We start from the raw sequence: 18,507 nt of genomic DNA on the forward strand, positions 1-18,507 counted from the left end.
GAAAAATCCCATCTTAATCAAAAATAAGATGGGATTTTTATTTGTAAGATTTTAAATATCACTAAATGTGGGTATTGTAGGAATAAACTAATGTTTTTATATTTGGAATTGATTCGGCTTTAAAAACAAGTCGAATCAATAACGCTAAAAAACTGCTTATGATATTTCCCCCACAGGTTAAGCAAAAAAACACATCACTTTTTTTGATGCAGAGTAGAACCAAAATTTGGTTTTTGATTGTGTTTATTCTTCTTTTTTTTAATTCCATTTATTCCCAACAAGGCAAAGTTGATCTCCAATTTAATACATATGATGACGGATTATTGGGAGATGGTTTTGATAATGCGGTAAGAACAGTTTCGTTACAAGCTGATGGAAAATTAATTGTCGGCGGTGATTATTTAAATTTTAACGGTGCCACAACTCCTTATTTGTGTCGTCTGTACTCGGATGGGACAAAAGACGTGTCATTTGATTTAGGGGCTGGTTTTAATGCGAAAGTATATTCCTCCTCTATTCAACCTGACGGAAAAATTGTTCTTGGTGGGTCATTTACAGCTTTTAATGGTACGGCTGCAGGGCGTTTAATCCGTTTGAATGCCAATGGTTCGCGTGATGCAACTTTTAACACTTCAATAGCCTCAAACACAGGAATCATTTACGCAACTGCTTTACAACCCGACGGAAATATTATTATTGTAGGGAGTTTTACAAAATACAATGGTATAACCGCAAATCGATTGGCGAGAATTTTACCTGACGGAAATCTGGATTCTACTTTTAATATTGGTACAGGAGCAAGCGGATTGGTCGAAGAAGTTCAAATACAATCTGATGGAAAGATACTTGTGGCGGGCTCTTTTGACTCTTTCAACGGATTTCCCAATAGCAGCAAAATAGTCCGGTTAAATAGCAATGGTAGTGTTGATGTTACTTTTGCCATTGGAACTGGTTTTAATGATACGGTAACGGCTTTGACTTTACAACCCGACGGTAAAATTTTGGTTGGAGGTATTTTTACAGTATATAATGGGTCGGTGGCCAATAGAATAGTGCGTTTAAATCAGGATGGTTCTATTGATGCCAGTTTTATTTCTGGTTTGGGATTCAATAATGGTGGTGTGGCAGTGATTCAAGTAAATGCCTCGGGTTCAATTATGGTTGGCGGTTCGTTTACGGATACTTATAATGGATCCGATGTGAATCGATTGGCGCTGTTGAATGCAACTGGCGTAATCAATCCGATTTTTGATATTGGAGCCGGACCCTTTTCTGCAACGGTATATTCTTTGGTTACAGATTTAGATGGTTCTTGTTATGTTGGCGGTTCTTTTTCGATTTTTGATTCTCAAAATCAAGGAAGATTGGCTAAAATTGATGCCCTTGGAACTCTTGATGTTGGGTATTTAACGGCAGGTGTTGGGTTTGACAATTCGGTGGTGAAAATACTTTCTTTGCCAAATGATAGTGCGATGATTTTTGGAAATTTTACGAAATTTAATGGCGTAAGCGTTCCCAGAATTGCCAGATTATCAAACAACGGAACTTTAGACGAAACTTTTAATACAGCAGGTTTAGGCGCTGATGCTTTAATTAAAACCGCCTTTATACAACCTGATGATAAAATCATTTTTGCAGGTAGTTTTACACATTATAATGGAATTGCAGTAAATAGAATTACCCGGATTTTAGCTGATGGAACTTTGGATACTACTTTTAATTCCGGGACAGGGTTTAATAATCAAATTTATACATTGGCACTGCAGCTCGACGGGAAAACAATAGTTGGGGGAAATTTCACGAATTATAATGGTGTTTTAATCAATAGAATTGCTCGATTATTACCTGATGGGACGTTAGATTCCAGTTTTAATGTTGGTCTTGGTGCCGATGCAATTGTAGAAACAGTTTTGATTCAGACGGATGGAAAAATTTTAGTGGGAGGACGATTTGCTTTTTTTAATGGTAGTTTGTGTAATCGTTTAGTTCGTTTGAATACTAATGGAAGTATTGATTCTAGTTTTTCGGTTGGTTCAGGTTTTGATAAATATGTTTATACTTTAGCGCTGCAATCAGATAATAAATTGATTGTTGGAGGAACATTTTTAAATTATAACGGAGTCGCTGTAAAACGGATTGTAAGATTGAATACGGATGGTAGTTTTGATGCTACTTTTACGACTGGAGCAGGATTTAGCAATGGAGAAATCAGGACAATTTTGGTTCAACCCGATAATCGGTTATTAATTGGCGGAACTTTTTCGGGAACATACAACGGAGTTGCCGTAAAACGAATGTTACGGTTGTTGTCTAATGGGGTCTATGATACTACTTTTTCAGTAAATCTGAATGGAACGTTATTTAGCAGTTGCTTCACGCCAGAAAATAAAGTGTTGATTGGCGGTAACTTTAATTCGGTTTCCGGAATAACGAAACATCGTGTGGCACGAATAAAATTGTGTACAAATAGTTCGGTTTGGAATGGAACTGTTTGGAGTAATGGCTTGCCTTCGGGAGAGAAAGAGTTGCTTTTTCACGAGGATTTTACATTTTTGGCTTCGGCCAATGGTTGCAATTGCTCCATTGACTTAGGGAAAAAAGTTGTTGTTCCAAGTGCTATGACTTTAGGTTTAAGTTTTAATTATATAGGTTCCGGAACTTTGATTTTAGAAGATACTGCCGCATTTTATCAATCGGATGACGAAATGATTAATACGGGCGTAGTTGAGGTTAAAAGGAAAACTACTCCAATTTTAAAAACAGATTATACTTATTGGTCTTCTCCCGTATCAAACCAGCAATTGATAGCTGTTTCACCAGATTCGTCTCCTGATAAATTTTACTCTTTTGGTCCTAATGTTGCAAATTGGATACAAGAGACAGTAACCAATACTATGGATTCCGGTAAAGGATATATTATAAGAGGGCCCGAAAGTTTTTCGGAAACAGTTCCTGCAATTTATGAATCTGTGTTTAAAGGGATGCCTAATAACGGTATCGTTACTGCTTCAATAGGTACGACAGGCACTTCAAATCTTATCGGAAATCCGTATCCTTCAGCGATAAATGCTGATTTGTTTTTGGCAGCGAATTCCAGTGTTATTAAAGGAACGGTTTATCTTTGGACACATAATACTGCCTTTGCAAACAATGTTTATACTTCAAATGATTATGCGGTTTATAATTTATTGGGTGGAGTTGGGACAAGTTCTGCGGTGAATTCCGGTATAAACAATGCAAAGCCAAATGGGAAAATTGCTTCTGGTCAAGCTTTTTTTGTAAAGGGAATAAATGGTGGCGGAAATGCTGTTTTTAATAATACTATGCGTATTGTGGGACAAAATGCTTCTTTTTTTAAGTCAAATGGAATTCGGAATACAAAATCTTTAGCAGTAATCGAAAAACATCGTATTTGGTTGAATCTGTCGAATGATCAAGGTGCTTTCAAACAAATTTTAATTGGTTATGCAACAGGAGCCAGTAATAATGAGGATGATTTATTAGATGCTAAAAGTTTTAATGGGAATGCATTTTTAGATTTTTATAGTCTTAATCAAGAAACTAAATTAGTCATTCAAGCCAGAGCATTGCCATTTGAAGAAACCGATGAGGTACCTTTAGGTTACAAAACCGCTATCGAAGGGATTTTTAGTATCAATATTGATGAAGTTGATGGAGTATTAAAGAATCAATCCATTTTTATTGAGGACAAACAAATCAATATAATTCATGATTTACAAAAAGAAGCGTATTCCTTTTTTACGGAAAAAGGATTATTTAAGGATCGTTTTGTTTTGCGCTACAGGGATAAAAATCTAGGAATTTCGGCCGTTGAACAAAAAGAAAATACAGTTTTAATATTTCATAATGACAAACAAATACAAATCAGTTCTTTGGACGAAAGAATTGATAAAGTAGTTGTTTACAATCTTTCGGGAAAGCAAGTGTATCAAAAAACGGATGTGAACTGTAAAGAATTAACGGTGTTTGATTTGGATTCAAGCCGTCAAATGAGTCTAGTGAAAACCACGTTACAGAACGGAAAAACAGTTACAGGAAAAATCATGTATTAGTAAAAAACTAAAAACCCATCACGGTAACCGGATGGGTTTTTTATAGAGTGTAAAATATTTATTTTCCTTTAACAGATGCTTCAAGGTTTCTTTCGATAGTATGTCCTGGTCTTGACCATTTTGGTTTTTCTCCCAAAGCGGCAAATTTTGAATCTGCTGCTTCTACCGTTTGTGGCTGAACTACTTTTGTAAATGGTTTTTGTGGTTTTAAACCTAACATTTCAAACATTTTCATGTCTTCGTTTACGTCCGGATTTGGAGTAGTAAGTAATTTATCACCAGCAAAAATAGAATTGGCACCAGCAAAAAAGCACATCGCCTGACCTTCACGACTCATGTTTGTTCTTCCTGCCGAAAGACGTACTTGAGTTTGAGGCATAACAATTCTGGTAGTGGCAACCATTCGAACCATTTCCCATATTTCTATTGGTTTTTCTTCTTCTAATGGAGTTCCTTCAACGGCAACCAATGCATTAATAGGCACAGATTCTGGTTGTGGGTTTAACGTAGAAAGCGCCACTAGCATTCCGGCTCTGTCTTCAATACTTTCTCCCATTCCAATTATTCCACCACTACAAACCGTCACGCTCGTTTTACGAACATTTTCTATAGTTTGTAAACGGTCTTCGAAACCACGCGTAGAGATTACTTCTTTATAATAATCTTCGGAGGTATCTAAATTATGATTGTAAGCATATAATCCAGCTTCGGCTAAACGTTGCGCTTGATTTTCGGTAATCATTCCAAGTGTACAACATACTTCCATGTCTAATTTGTTGATGGTACGAACCATTTCCAATACTTGGTCAAATTCAGGGCCGTCTTTTACATTTCTCCACGCTGCTCCCATACATACACGAGAAGAACCACTTGATTTTGCACTTAAAGCCTGAGCTTTAACTTGATTTACAGACATCAAATCGTTTCCTTCTATATCCGTATGGTAACGCGCTGCTTGCGGACAATAACCACAATCTTCTGAGCAGCCACCAGTTTTTATCGATACTAAAGTAGAAACTTGAACCACGTTCGGATCATGATTTTCCCTGTGAATTGTAGCTGCTTCAAAAAGCAAATCCATTAAGGGTTTATTGTAAATTGCAATAATTTCGTCTTTTGTCCAGTTGTGTTTTGTAATACTCATCGATACGATTTTTTAGTGCCCCAAAAGTAATCAAATTGTTTTAAACAAGCAATGCCGAAACCCGTGAAAAAGAAGGATAATACTAATTTAAAATCTATCTAAAATCAGTCGGCAACATGACGGTCATTCCAGTATAGCATCAACAATAAAGTGACAATTATTGTGGAAGCAATCCCTTCAAATAATAAAGAAATACAATAAGTGTTTACGGTAGGATTTCCGCCAAATAAAAAGGTTTCCGAAAGGGATTGCACATAAGAATCTCCTCCTTTCATATTGCTGTAAATGAGTAATCCAATGATGCTTAGCAAAACACCTACAAGTGAGGTCATCATTGCAGAAACAGCATTAGTGACAAAAACTTTTTTACCTTCGGCTAGGTTCATTTGAATGGTTCGGTTGACACCATAAAAAACAAAAATGATGTTGAATACGCGTAAGAAAGTAACATTCTCATATCCCAAAATAGTCATCAATAAAAAATAAAGAGCAATTCCGATGAAGATGAGAATTCCGTTTAATAATTCTTTTGGTAGTTTCATGTGATTCGTTTTTAAAAAGTTAAAAATAATAGTTCACTGATAAACAATTGGTTAACTACCAAATTTACAAAAACCACATGGATATATTGACGTTTGTCAAAAGAATTTTAGAATCACTACAATTTGTTTAAAAAGGCTTTTGCATAATTACGGTCTTTTTCTAGTTGCTCTTTTAAAAGAACAACCGAATCGAATTTTTGCTCGGAACGAATTCTGTGAAGTAAAGAAACGGTTATTTTTTGGTGGTATAAATCTGCTTCAAAATCAAAAAAGTGAATCTCGATAGTCTGGTTTTCACCGTCAACTGTTGGATTAAAACCGATATTCATCATGCCAAATACAGTTTTATTATTGATTATACTCGAAACAATATAAACGCCATTTCTGGGAATAAGCTTGTAATTTTCTTCGATTTTCAGGTTAGCGGTAGGAAAACCTATTGTTCTGCCTAATTGTTTGCCTTTAATTATGGTTCCGGTCAAAAAATAGTTGTAACCCAGGTATTTATTGGCCAAGACAATATCTCCTTCTTCCAGTGCATTTCTGATTTTTGTGGAACTCACAGAAATTTCATTGATTTCCTGTGCCGATATTTGTTCTACTTCAAAGCCGTATTTTTTTCCAAAATCTATTAAATCATCAATATTTGCAGTACGATTTCTTCCAAAACGATGATCGTGGCCAATGATTATTTTTTGAATATGAAATTGTTCTACCAGAATTTCCCGAACAAATTCTTCGGCCGTCAATCGTGAAAAACTTTCGTCAAAAGGATGGATAACCAGATTTTCAATACCGGTTTTTTCTAATAAATCTATTTTTTCGGTTATAGTGTTGAGCAGTTTAATAGCAGATTCTTCCTGTAAAATCATCCTTGGATGCGGAAAAAAAGTGAGAACTAAACTTTCGTATTTTTCGTTTTCTGTATTTTGTGTAATCTTTTCCAAGATTTTTTTGTGACCAATATGCACACCATCAAAGGTACCCAAGGTAAGGATTGTCTTTTTCGGAGAACTGAAATCGTTTATAGAATGAAAAATCTTCAAATTAACTGTTTTATAATGCTGCAAATTTATACTAATAATAACAGATAAAAAAAAGAGGATTGAAATAAATCAATCCTCTGTAATTTTCTATAAGGAGTTTATTCTTTGATAAATCGGAGTGTTTTTTTCTTATTGTCTTTTAGAACGGTTATAAAATAAACGCCATTGCTTAAGGATGAGGTGTTTATTGACAAGTCTTCTTGTGCCGAAACTTTTTTGGTATAAATAATTTGGCCTGAAGAACTGCTGATAGTAAGACTATCCGGTAAACCAAAAAGGTTTGAAACTTTTACGTTTAAAATTCCTTTGGAAGGATTTGGATACACATAAATTCCTTCTGAGGCTTCAAAGTCTTGAATTCCTAATGTAGCAATCAAAAATGATTTAGATTCACTAAATGTAAATACTCCGCCAGAGGTAAATTCAACACCATTCGCATCTTTTAAAATGTAGCTTCCTTTTCCGCCGTTAGTAGCAATTCCATCGCCAAACGAATCGTATATTGTAAAGGTGTAGCATTCTCCATTTGTTAAAGCAAAAGTTATGTTTTCTACAGGGTTCAAGATTATTGATGTTGGGGAATCTTTATAAGGCCCTCCGCTGTAAAGGGTGGTTCCAGTACTGTTTTTTAAGGTCCAAGTGGTTTCGGTACCATCTCTGTCACATTGCAAATCCAGTTTTACAGTTGTTGTGGTAACGTTAAAACTTGATTCTTGTGTAAACGCTTTAGACAGCGCATTATTAGTAGCATTTAAATCGGTTTGATTGTTTGCCGTATTAATTGTTGCGTAAAAAATGTGTGCTCCGGCCGTAGAGGCTATTGCGCTTAAATTGATGTCGGTTGTTGCATATTGAGGTAAACTGCCTGTCCAAGTATAGGTTTTTGGAGAAACATTATCAAGACTATAGGTAATGGGAACAGTGGTTAAAGTTGTTGTTCCTCTATTTTCAATAGTTATTGACGGTGAAAATGTAGTCTTGCAACCGTCAACGGTAACTGCAATGTTTGCAATTTTTGCGTCATGAGTATAGGCTGTTCCGGGAGTACCGGCTGTAGAGCTTGGTAATTCTTTTCGTCTGAGTGAATTGGTCATTACGGCAACCATACGGGCTTTTTGTCCTGCCGTAAAAGTGTTCATACACGCATCATTTGTATAGTCCATGTAGTTTTCAATCATGTCATTTCCGATGCAATGTGAAACGGTCACACAAGTGTAATTCTCTATATTTGAATCGGGAGTGTCTGTGACATAATCGCCTGAAGTGTTGTTGTTACCCGTACATGTTGCATCATCGCCCCATATGTGTATTAAACCCAACCAATGTCCAACTTCGTGAGTCATAGTTCGGCCAAGGTTGTAGCTTTGATTCATTTCAAAAGTGCCGTCATTTGCAGCTATAGTTCCAAAAGCGTTATAACTGGCAACTACTCCGTCTGAATTGGCTAATCCTCCGTTTGTGTTTATACCTCCTAAAGTTGAATTAGAAGGAAATTGAGCATATCCAAGTAAAGTTTCATCGGACAGTCTAACGACCCACATGTTTAAATATTTTGTAGGATCCCATTGTGTTTGAGGTTTTACAATTGCATCGATATCTTCTACAGACCAGCTGGTTTGTCCCATATTAACTCGGTCAACACCGTTGGTAAGGATTCCGTTTTCATCTTGTCGTGCCAATACAAAGTTTATTTCACAATCTACACCTAAATTATATCCTGTTGATCCATTCCCCGGTGTACCAAGCATTCTCCTGAAATCTTGGTTCAATACCGTAATTTGAGAAGCGGCTTGTGCATAAGAAATATTTTCTCCAGTATGGGAAGCGCTTGTGTTAATAGGATCGCCATTATGAATGACGTGAATTACCACCGGAATATTAAATACAACTTGTTGTGTTCTGCTGTTTTTACTGTTTTCTTTTTGTGCTGCAATAATTGGAGCAATCCAGTTCTCGAATTGCGCAGGACTTAATCGCTGTGGATTTTTTACTCTCAGGAATTCTTCATACTCGGTTGTTAAGCATCTGGAGTATCCGTTTTCAGAGTTTATTTTAGTACTCTTTACCGGTATAGAGAGGTTGTTTTTTACACCCTGTTTTTGTTGCCCATAAGTAAGGCAAAGCGTAAAAAAACAAATTAGAGTACAAATTTTCATATTAGAATTGGTTTTTGTTTTTGGATGTACAAAAATATTTATCAAATGTAGTAAATTTAGAAGAGTGATTAATTCTTAAAAGTTCAAAATAATGAAATTTATGTAAATAATTTGTTGGTATAATCCGTTAGTCCAATGGTGCTTAGACTGGAATTTTTATTTCCCGTTGAATGTGGTCATGGTATTTTCTAATCCGGCTGTTCCAAAAGATTTTATGATTTCCGAAGCTAATTCTAAACGTTCCGGGAGTGCGGTTTTCTCGGCATCATCCCATTCACCTAGCACGTAGTCTATTTGTTTTCCTTTTTTGAATTCATCGCTGATGCCAAAACGAAAACGAGCATATTCTTGTGAATTCAGGATCAGATTGATGTTTTTGAGTCCGTTGTGTCCGCCGTCGCTGCCTTTTTTTCGGATGCGGATGGTTCCGAATGAGAGGTTTAAATCGTCGGTAATGACTAAGATGTTTTCCTGTGGAATGTTTTCCTTGTCCATCCAGTATTTAACTGCTTTGCCGCTGAGATTCATGTACGTGTTGGGTTTCAGGAGGAAAAAGGTTCTGCCTTTGTACTTGTATTCGGCCAATGCGCCCAGTTTTACGGTTTCGAAAGTAAGGCTTTCTTTTTTGGCTAAAAAATCAACTATTTTAAAACCGATATTGTGTCGGGTATTTACGTATTCGGCACCGATGTTGCCTAGTCCAACGATTAGAAATTTATTACTCACGCTTTTCATATTGTTTTTTTGGTATTCGAGAACCTCTGGTTTTCTATAATCTGTATTGTCTGCTGTTTTTGTTGATAAAAACAGTTTTGTTATCCATTTTATCATGATGCAAAAATAGACTTAATTAGAATAATGCACTAATTAGCGGGTTGGATTTTTAGAAAAGGGGATTATAAATAAAGTATTTCAGGATAGCCCTGATGGAAGTGGCATCCTTTTATGCCGGTGTTCGGCAGGAAAGATAGAACGTACAGCAGGAGGGAAGTTGTTTTGAAAACTAATAGTGTGCTCCTAAAAAAGTATAAAGCAAAAAAAAGCACCAGTTTTGCAACTGATGCTTTCTTGAATGTGTGAAAAAAATTATTTTTTCTTTCCTTTTGCAGGAGCTTTTGCTGCTTTTGCTGCTTCTTGAGCTGCTTTCATAGCTGCACGAGAAATTCTTACTTGACAAACAACAGTGTTGTCTGGGTGCATCAATTTGTATTTGTCAGAAACAAGTTTCGTAACGTACAATTTGTTACCCATTTCAAGTGGAGTAATGTCAGCTTCAACAAAATCTGGAAGATTTGCCGGTAAAGCTTTTACTTTTAATTTACGAGTGTTCAAACGTAAAACACCACCTGCAAGAACACCTTTAGATGTTCCAACGATTTTTACAGGAACTTCCATAGTGATTTCTTTTTCATCAAATAATTGAAAGAAGTCAATATGTAAAATCTTGTCAGATACAGGGTGAACCTGAATATCTTGTAAAATGGCATTGAATGATTTTCCTTTTCCAAGATCAATCACAACTGTGTGTGCGTTTGGAGTGTAAACCAAGTTTTTGAAAGCCATAACTTCTGCTGAGAAATGAACTGCCTGATTTCCTCCGTATAATACGCAAGGAACCAATCCAGCATTACGTAAGGCTTTAGTCGCAACTTTACCCACGCTTTCTCTTTCTGATCCTTTAATTGTAATCGATTTCATTGTAAAAAAATATAGTTATTAATAATATTACTTGTTTGGCTTTTAGCATTTGGCTATCGGCATGACTTTATAATTTTAAGACTTAAGTCTTACATTATAAACTTTCCACTAATGGAATTGTTGTGGTGCACCATGTGCATAACTTCGGCAAAAAGAGGCGCACAACTCAACACTCTTATTTTATTCGATTTTTTCTTCAACGGAATAGAATCGGTAACGATCAATTCTAATAATTGAGATTTTTCTATTTTTTCGTAAGCATCTCCGGATAAGATGGCGTGTGTACAAATTGCTCTTACGCTCAATGCTCCTTTTTCCATCATTAAATCGGCGGCTTTCGCCAATGTGCCTCCGGTGTCAATCATATCATCCACCAAAATTACATTTCTTCCTTTTACTTCACCAATTAATTCCATGGTGTCAATTACATTGGCTGCTTTTCTTTGTTTGTAGCAAATAACTACATCCGAAGATAAAAATTTAGAATAGGCATATGCTCTTTTTGAACCTCCCATGTCTGGAGAAGCAATCGTCAAATTGTCTAAACCTAAACTTTCTACATAAGGTAAAAAGATAGTTGAGGCAAAAAGATGATCTACTGGTTTTTCAAAGAAACCTTGTATTTGGTCTGCATGCAAATCCATTGTCATTACTCTTGTTGCACCCGCAGCATCCAATAGATTGGCTACTAATTTAGCTCCTATCGGAACTCTTGGTTTGTCTTTTCTGTCTTGTCTTGCCCAACCAAAGTAAGGAATTACAGCTGTTATATGTCTTGCTGAAGCACGTTTTGCGGCATCAATCATTAATAACAATTCCATTAAATTGTCGGCACTTGGAAAAGTGGAACAAACAATAAAAACACGTAATCCTCTGATAGACTCTTCGTAAGAAGGTTGAAATTCACCATCACTGTATTTAGAAGTGGTGATTTTACCCAATGGGATTCCGTATGCTTCTGCGATTTGTTCGGCTAGATATACACTTTGTGAACACGCAAAAATTTTAGCTTCTGGTTCTAGGTGTGACATTTAATTTGTTGTTTTTATTCCGCTGCGCTACTTACAGTTTGACTTTGTTGTTCGAATAAAGCCTTGTGTTTGTATTAGCCTCGGGTGTAGTTAGTTAGTGTGTTCCGTTTTACGGAGGTGCAAATTTATAAAATTTATTCAACTCTGAAAGGAAAAATTTAAGTATTTTTAGTTGAACATTTAATATTATTTTTTACATTTGCACCGTGTTAAAGGAATCGATGGTTGATTTATAAACAATCTCCTCTTTTATTGCGTTGAAATAACTGTTGTTATTTCATGTCTAGCTAAGCCCGGATGGCGGAATTGGTAGACGCGCTGGTCTCAAACACCTGTGGGAAACCGTGCCGGTTCGACTCCGGCTCCGGGTACAAAAACCGCTTCGAAAGAAGCGGTTTTTTTGGTTTTAATCAGATACACATTAATGGTTAATTAGAAAAATACTCGTTAACCAAGGTTTATTTGGTTTGTTTTTACTCATTTTCATAGGGAGAAAAAGACCAGAAATAAAACAGTGTTTATAAAGAGGGATTATTGGAACTGGCCGCTTATTATTTAAAGCATATAAATGAATTGTAATATTGGTTGCGATTCCTTTATTTGATAAAAATCCATTTTTTATCACTGTTGAGTTTGAAAGAAGCAATGAATTCTTTATTCCATTCTTCGGGAGATATTAGCGATAAAAAGGATACGTCATCATCACCTAAATACATGTGATACGTCTCGCCGATTACCGGTTCAAACGAAAATTTAGCATTATATACGATTTCGTTCCATTTATATTCTTCCATCAATTTTTGATATTCTGCTTTAAGTTCATTGAACTTATTCTCAAATTCTTTGTTTACGTTGTGAATTCCTCTAGTTTTCCACGCTACTATATTATCTGTTTTTATGACAGGTGCTCCCACATTAGTAGCATAAGGTAATACGCTTGAATTATACCCTTTTTGTTCTGAATATACTACGTTATCTGGTTTTTTCTTTTCCATGGATTGGTTGTTAAGATACTTAGATCATGTTTTTTGGTTAGAATCTAAAAGTGTATTTCCTATTTTGTGAAACAGTTTGTCAAAGCTACAATAAATATTATTTTAAACCATCAGTGTTCTGCAAAAGAGGTGGAATTCGGCTAACTTTTGGATAAATACATAAGTATTTTTTTAAAAAAACAGACCCAAAAAAAGGTTCAAAAAGAAGCATTTTTCGGGTCTGTATTAGTTCCTTTTTATCGGATTAAATTTTTTTAGGAATTTTCGGCAATCATCATAATATCCTTTACGTTAACCGGTTTAGAGATAAACGCAAAAACATCATTAAATTCTTTTGACTTGTTTTTATCTTCTATAGCGATAGAAGAGCTTACAATATAGATAATCACTTTTTTGTCGATTTGCGATTTTATGGTTTTTATTTCTTCCATAAATTCCCATCCGTCCATTACCGGCATGTTGATGTCCAGTAGAATAATATCAGGAATCAGTTCTGTTTTTCCTATTATTTTATGCAAGGCACTTACTGCTTCTTTTCCGTTTTTGAAGGAAGAAAATGCCGAAAACATTTCGGATTTTTGAATGATTTTATGAATGATGACTTGGTAAATAGCATCGTCATCAACAACCCATATTATTTTTTTGCTCATTTTATATAAATTTTAAAAGTTGTTCCAATTGTAGGTTCGCTCGCCACGGTAATACTTCCGCCCATAGCCTCAATTTGATTTCGGGTGATAAATAGTCCAATCCCTTTTGAATCGACATTAGAGCTGAAGGTTTTGTACATCCCAAAAATTTTATCCCCATTTTTAATCAAATCAATTCCAATTCCGTTATCGCTAACTTCTAATGCATTCTGGTTGTTTTCTTCTATCCATTTTAGGGTGATGATTGGTTTCCTGTCGGAATGTCGGTATCGGATAGCATTTGAAATTAAATTATACAAAACACTTTGTAAGTAGGCCGGATTATAATTCACCATTAAATCATCCGGAATATCATTTATAATAGACGTTTGACTTAATTGTATTTGTTCAGAAAGGATAGCTTTTACAGTATCTATATATTGATTCAAACGCAACGGTTTAGTCACTAAATTGATATTTGTATTTATGTTTATTACGTCATTCAAATGATCCATAGTTTCATCAAGTGAATTGGACACGGTTTTTAACAAGTTCATCATTTCATGGCGTTCCTCTTCTGTTTCTTCGGTCTCGACCAGAGAAACAATAGACTTTATATTGCTGGTATGGGAGCGGAGGTTGTGGGAAACAATATAGGAAAAATTTAATAATCTTTTGTTTTGTTCTTTCACTAAGTATAAAGAGCTGTTCAGGTCTTCCTCTGCCTCTTTCATATTGGTGATATCAATCATTATTCCGCGTAGACCTATTATTTCTTTGTTTTTCAGCACCACATTTACAATGTCTCGTATCCAAATGGTTTTCTCATTTTTAGTAATCATTCGGTATTCAATAACGCGACTTTGTTTTTTTCTGTCGGAACAACTACTGAACTCAATTACCCAATCCTTGTCTTCAGGATGAATTTTACTCTCCCAAAAAAAAGGTATTTCAACATACTCTTTTACAGAATAGCCCAATATTTCAACTACTTTTGTACTTACAAAAGTTACTTTTTCTGATTTAAAATCATACTCCCATACAATACCATCAATTGTATTGATGATGGATTTGATTTTTTCCTGAGACTCCAGAATGATATTTTCGGAAGTTTTGCGCTCGGTGATATCTTCGGTAGAAAGGATGACTCTTTCATAGGTTTCTTCGTATCCTTTGATGACATTCCATCTCAAATGAATGTCTCTTAATTCACCATCTTTATTTTTTATTCGGGAATCAATTTTAAATTTTTGTACGTTCTGACTAATAGCAACCAACTGTCTTTTGATGTCATCAATAGCACTTACATCAACTAATTCGTTTAGGTTGGTGATTAATTCTTCCTTGGTTTTTACTTTATGAAGTTTCAGGCATTCGTAATTAACATTGATTATTTTTACTAACGAAATGCAATTGACGACTTCTTCGGGATGCGCATTGAAATAGGAATAAACCAATTCTGGATCTTTATTCATCAAATCCAATTCGGCAAGACGATTTTTTACTTCAGAGAAATCCTCTTCCCATAATGGAACCAGCGAATTTTCAAAAAGGGATTTAAATTGTATCTCGCTTTTTTGTATTAAGGACTGTGATTGTTTATTTAAAGTGATGTCTTTTATAAAAGCAATGTAGGAACTTGGTTTTTTATCAGATTCCCATAATGGAGATACGTTGATACTCACCCAGATGATACTGCCGGATTTTGTTATGTATCGTTTTTCATCCTTGTATTCTTTTATTGCTCCATTCTTAAGCTTTCTAAAATTTTCAAAACAGGCTGCCACATCATCCGGATGAGTAAAAAAAGCAAGATTTTTTCCTGTAACTTCCTCTATGGTGTACCCGAGCATTTCACAGTATTTAGTATTCACCTCAAGAAAATCTCCGGTATCCGCCTCCACAATAATAAATCCAATCGTGGCTTGCTCAAAAAATGCTTTAAATTTCATTTTTTTATTAGAAATATCCGTTAACTGCGCATCGACCAAAAGCTCTAATGCTTGTGGTTTTTTCAATAGTTTGACGGACAAAAACCCAATAATTAAAGATAAAACAAACCCAATAATTAAGGTCAAATAAGTCAGAGGATAGATTCCATAAGGTTGTTTTGCAATCAAATAAAGTTTCCATTCACTATTAGGCATCGTGTAGGTAACATAATTATCTTTTCCTAGGTTTATTTTATAGGGCATAAAAAAACGTTCCTCTTGTGTAAAAGGATTTTTTGTAGAAAATTGGAAATGATATTTATCGTGGTTTACATGGGCTATTTTTGCCGATTTCAATAAAGTTTCAAATTTAACAACCAACGAAATAAAACCCCAAAAGGTATCTTGTTTGTAAACGGGTTGTCTAATAATAATTCCGACACCACCTTGTTTTAAATTGAATGGTCCGTCAAAATGAATGTTTTTGTTTTTAGTATTAATAAAGTCGTATCCTTTAAGATAAGTAGATTTCAAAAGGTTTAAAGACAAAGCTTTTTCATTACCTTCCAGTGGATAGATGTATTTAATAATGCCTTCAGGCGCTAATTGAACAGAATTAATAATAGGATTTTCATCTATAATTTCTTTGCTTATAGATTCAAAATTTTCTGGAACACCCTTATCGTTAATGATCAGGCCCAGCTCAAAAGTAGACATATAAGAATCCCGCAGTGATTTTTCAAAATTTTGATGAATGTCTTTTAAAACCACATTCATTTTATTTTCTTCGCTTTCTGCCAAAACACGTTGTCGGGTGATACTAACAAAAATAGTCCCACAGATGCATAACAAAAAAATTAAAAGCCCTAAAATAGTTGGTCTATTGCTAAACCATTTGATAAAAGTCACCCATTTTTCTTTCATTACAGCGTGTAGTATTTGGCTTTTAAAATTAAATTTTATCAACAAATCTACTATTTTACAGCTTTTAAACCCTTTTAATACGGTTAACTCAAAATTTTTGATTACTTGCTTAAAATCAAACCGTATTAATTAGAATGCAAACCATTTTTTTGAGAATTATCCAAAAATAAGAAGCCACTCTTTTCTTTCGGTTTTTAAATAATTTAATCTCTTTATTTTTTTTGTAAGTTTGTAAGTGTAAACAAAACACTTAAATATGAAAAGAGTATTTCTTATAGCAATATTGTGGTTGACTTTAACTTCATTTGCCGAAAAAAAAGTAGATTATATATTTGTAAATACAGATAAAACGATACAAATAACCTTTCGTTTAGATACCAATAAAAGTCCGTATTATACCGTTCGCTATCATAATAAAACAGTCATCAATGCTTCTAATTTAGGAATTATAAGAGAAGATGGAAATTTCCATACCAATTTAAAAATAGTAAGTGTTTCAAAACCCAGGCCAATAAAACAAACCTATTCCATGCTTCAGGGTAAACAAAAAAACATCGCGTATTCCGCAAATCAATACACGGTGAGTTTAAAAAACAGTCAGGGAAAATCCATGAACATCATTTTTCAATTGTCTGATGACGGGATAGGATTACGATACCATTTTCCGGAAACTACTACCGACATCAAAAAAATCATCGAAGAAAAAACTACCTATAATTTTGATGCTTCCACAAAAGCCTGGTTACAACCCATGTCTAAAGCAAAAACAGGCTGGGCACAAACCAATCCCTCTTACGAAGAGCATTACGCCATGGATATTCCGGTAGATACAAAACCGGCTATTGGCGAAGGTTGGGTTTATCCTGCCTTGTTCAACGCCCATGATACCTGGGTTTTAGTATCCGAAGTAGGCATACCGGCAAATTACTGCGGTAGCCGCCTAGTTTATAACGACAATGCAAAAGCCCTGCAGGTGACCTTCCCTCAAAAAGAAGAAATCTTCCCGGGTGGCGCACTCAATCCAGAGTCGGTTTTGCCATGGTACACCCCGTGGCGCATCATTACCCTGGGTTCCCTCAAAACCATTACCGAAAGCACCTTAGGAACAGACTTAGCCGATCCTTCAACACTCACAGACACTTCATTCATCAAAAGCGGAATCGCCTCTTGGAGTTGGGTTCTGCTCAAAGACAATTCAGTAAACTACGAAACAACAGTTCAATTTATCGATTATGCAGCAGCTATGAATTGGCCGTATTGCTTGATCGATGCCGATTGGGATACCCGAATTGGAGACGAAAAAATGAAAGCTTTAGCCACTTACGCCAAAGACAAAAACGTAAAACTACTCGTTTGGTACAATTCATCAGGCACTTGGAACGACACCGAGTTCCATCCAAAAAGCAAATTACTCACCCATCCTGACAGACAGCGCGAGTTTACACGACTCAAAGAAATGGGTATAGCCGGAATCAAAGTCGATTTCTTTGGTGGCGACGGACAATCCATGATTGCTTATTACCACGATTTGCTCGCAGATGCCGCCGCTCAGCAATTACTCATCAATTTTCACGGCGCCACATTACCCAGAGGTTGGCAGCGCACCTATCCGCATTTACTCACCACAGAAGCCATCAGAGGCGAGGAGTTTATCACCTTTGGGCAACACGATGCCAATATGCAACCCACACATTGCGCCATGCTCCCTTTTGCCCGAAATGTATTTGACCCTATGGATTTCACGCCCATGGTCTTAGATTCCATCCCCAACATCACCCGCAAAACCACACCCGCATTCGAGTTAGCATTACCCGTTTTATTCCTCTCCGGCATTCAGCACCTGGCCGAAACACCAGACGGAATGGCAAAAATGCCCGCTTATGTAATCAACTATCTAAAAGACATTCCAACCAATTGGGACGAATCTAAATTCATAGCCGGCTATCCCGGAAAATACGCCGTCATGGCCCGCAAAAAAGACAATATCTGGCACATTGTAGGAATCAATGCAGAAAACACCACCAAAGAAATCGAAATCGATTTGTCTTTCGTAACCAATGCTGCCGGTTTCAGCATCTCCGAAAACCAATCCGGATTCCAGCAACTTCCCGTATCAAAAAACACTACACTAAAACTGATAATGAAACCTCACGGAGGCTTTGTAGTCAAAATATAGTTTCTTTAGGAGCTCTTTCCCGCTTTACACTGCAATCTTTTTTGTAATCCTCCCCGTGCAAAAACCCGGTACGGATTACAAAAAAGGATTTCCGTTGCAATCGGGGCTAGGGAATCCTGCATTTTGAGCACCTTTATTTTTTATCCAGATTTCAAGCAGTCA

General features: G+C 35.8%; 12 protein-coding genes and 1 tRNA gene. 3 read left to right on the forward strand and 10 right to left on the reverse strand.

The features are described from left to right. Positions 1–158 precede the first annotated feature (158 nt). Complete coding sequence (locus O6P34_RS05235) at positions 159–4,073, forward strand: DUF8693 domain-containing protein (protein WP_269686272.1); 3,915 nt, start codon at positions 159–161, stop codon at positions 4,071–4,073. Positions 4,074–4,131: 58 nt separating this feature from the next. Here O6P34_RS05235 and bioB read toward each other — a convergent pair whose 3' ends face one another. The 7 genes from bioB to O6P34_RS05270 form a co-directional block, all read right to left on the reverse strand. Then, positions 4,132–5,217, reverse strand: coding sequence for a biotin synthase BioB (gene bioB, locus O6P34_RS05240; protein WP_269686273.1), 1,086 nt, complete (start codon positions 5,215–5,217; stop codon positions 4,132–4,134). A 104-nt stretch (positions 5,218–5,321) separates the two neighbouring features. After that, positions 5,322–5,759: a hypothetical protein gene (locus tag O6P34_RS05245; RefSeq protein ID WP_269686274.1), complete on the reverse strand. Its 438-nt coding sequence runs from the start codon at positions 5,757–5,759 to the stop codon at positions 5,322–5,324. A 116-nt stretch (positions 5,760–5,875) separates the two neighbouring features. Beyond that, positions 5,876–6,805, reverse strand: a complete 930-nt coding sequence (locus O6P34_RS05250) for a bifunctional riboflavin kinase/FAD synthetase (protein WP_269686275.1) — start codon at positions 6,803–6,805, stop codon at positions 5,876–5,878. 98 nt (positions 6,806–6,903) lie between these two features. After that, a complete protein-coding gene (locus tag O6P34_RS05255; protein WP_269686276.1) occupies positions 6,904–8,961 on the reverse strand; it encodes a M43 family zinc metalloprotease in 2,058 nt (685 codons plus the stop codon). A gap of 156 nt (positions 8,962–9,117) precedes the next feature. Continuing rightward, complete coding sequence (gene pth, locus O6P34_RS05260) at positions 9,118–9,792, reverse strand: aminoacyl-tRNA hydrolase (protein WP_269686277.1); 675 nt, start codon at positions 9,790–9,792, stop codon at positions 9,118–9,120. Between the two features lie 255 nt (positions 9,793–10,047). Continuing rightward, a complete protein-coding gene (locus O6P34_RS05265; RefSeq protein ID WP_269686278.1) occupies positions 10,048–10,659 on the reverse strand; it encodes a 50S ribosomal protein L25/general stress protein Ctc in 612 nt (203 codons plus the stop codon). Between the two features lie 89 nt (positions 10,660–10,748). Then, entirely contained in the window at positions 10,749–11,690 is a 942-nt protein-coding gene (locus O6P34_RS05270; RefSeq protein ID WP_269686279.1) for a ribose-phosphate pyrophosphokinase, read from the reverse strand. A 291-nt stretch (positions 11,691–11,981) separates the two neighbouring features. Here O6P34_RS05270 and O6P34_RS05275 point away from each other — a divergent pair. Then, a tRNA-Leu gene (locus O6P34_RS05275) sits at positions 11,982–12,061 on the forward strand. 225 nt (positions 12,062–12,286) lie between these two features. Here O6P34_RS05275 and O6P34_RS05280 read toward each other — a convergent pair. The 3 genes from O6P34_RS05280 to O6P34_RS05290 all read right to left on the reverse strand — a co-directional run bounded on the left by O6P34_RS05280 (position 12,287) and on the right by O6P34_RS05290 (position 16,169). Further along, a complete protein-coding gene (locus tag O6P34_RS05280) occupies positions 12,287–12,685 on the reverse strand; it encodes a DUF2452 domain-containing protein (RefSeq protein ID WP_269686280.1) in 399 nt (132 codons plus the stop codon). A gap of 254 nt (positions 12,686–12,939) precedes the next feature. Next, on the reverse strand, positions 12,940–13,335 hold the full coding sequence (locus tag O6P34_RS05285) for a response regulator (protein ID WP_269686281.1): 396 nt from the start codon (positions 13,333–13,335) through the stop codon (positions 12,940–12,942). Further along, positions 13,332–16,169: a PAS domain S-box protein gene (locus tag O6P34_RS05290; RefSeq protein ID WP_269686282.1), complete on the reverse strand. Its 2,838-nt coding sequence runs from the start codon at positions 16,167–16,169 to the stop codon at positions 13,332–13,334. The genes O6P34_RS05285 and O6P34_RS05290 overlap by 4 nt, the downstream gene beginning before the upstream one ends. Before the next feature lie 256 nt (positions 16,170–16,425). Between O6P34_RS05290 and O6P34_RS05295 the strand changes: the two genes are divergently transcribed. After that, positions 16,426–18,345 carry a glycoside hydrolase family 97 protein gene (locus O6P34_RS05295; protein ID WP_269686283.1) on the forward strand — a complete coding sequence of 640 codons (1,920 nt, stop codon included), beginning with the start codon at positions 16,426–16,428 and terminating at the stop codon, positions 18,343–18,345. The last annotated feature ends 162 nt before the right edge of the window (positions 18,346–18,507 follow it).

Source organism: Flavobacterium lacustre, from assembly GCF_027474525.2.
Classification (GTDB): domain Bacteria; phylum Bacteroidota; class Bacteroidia; order Flavobacteriales; family Flavobacteriaceae; genus Flavobacterium; species Flavobacterium lacustre.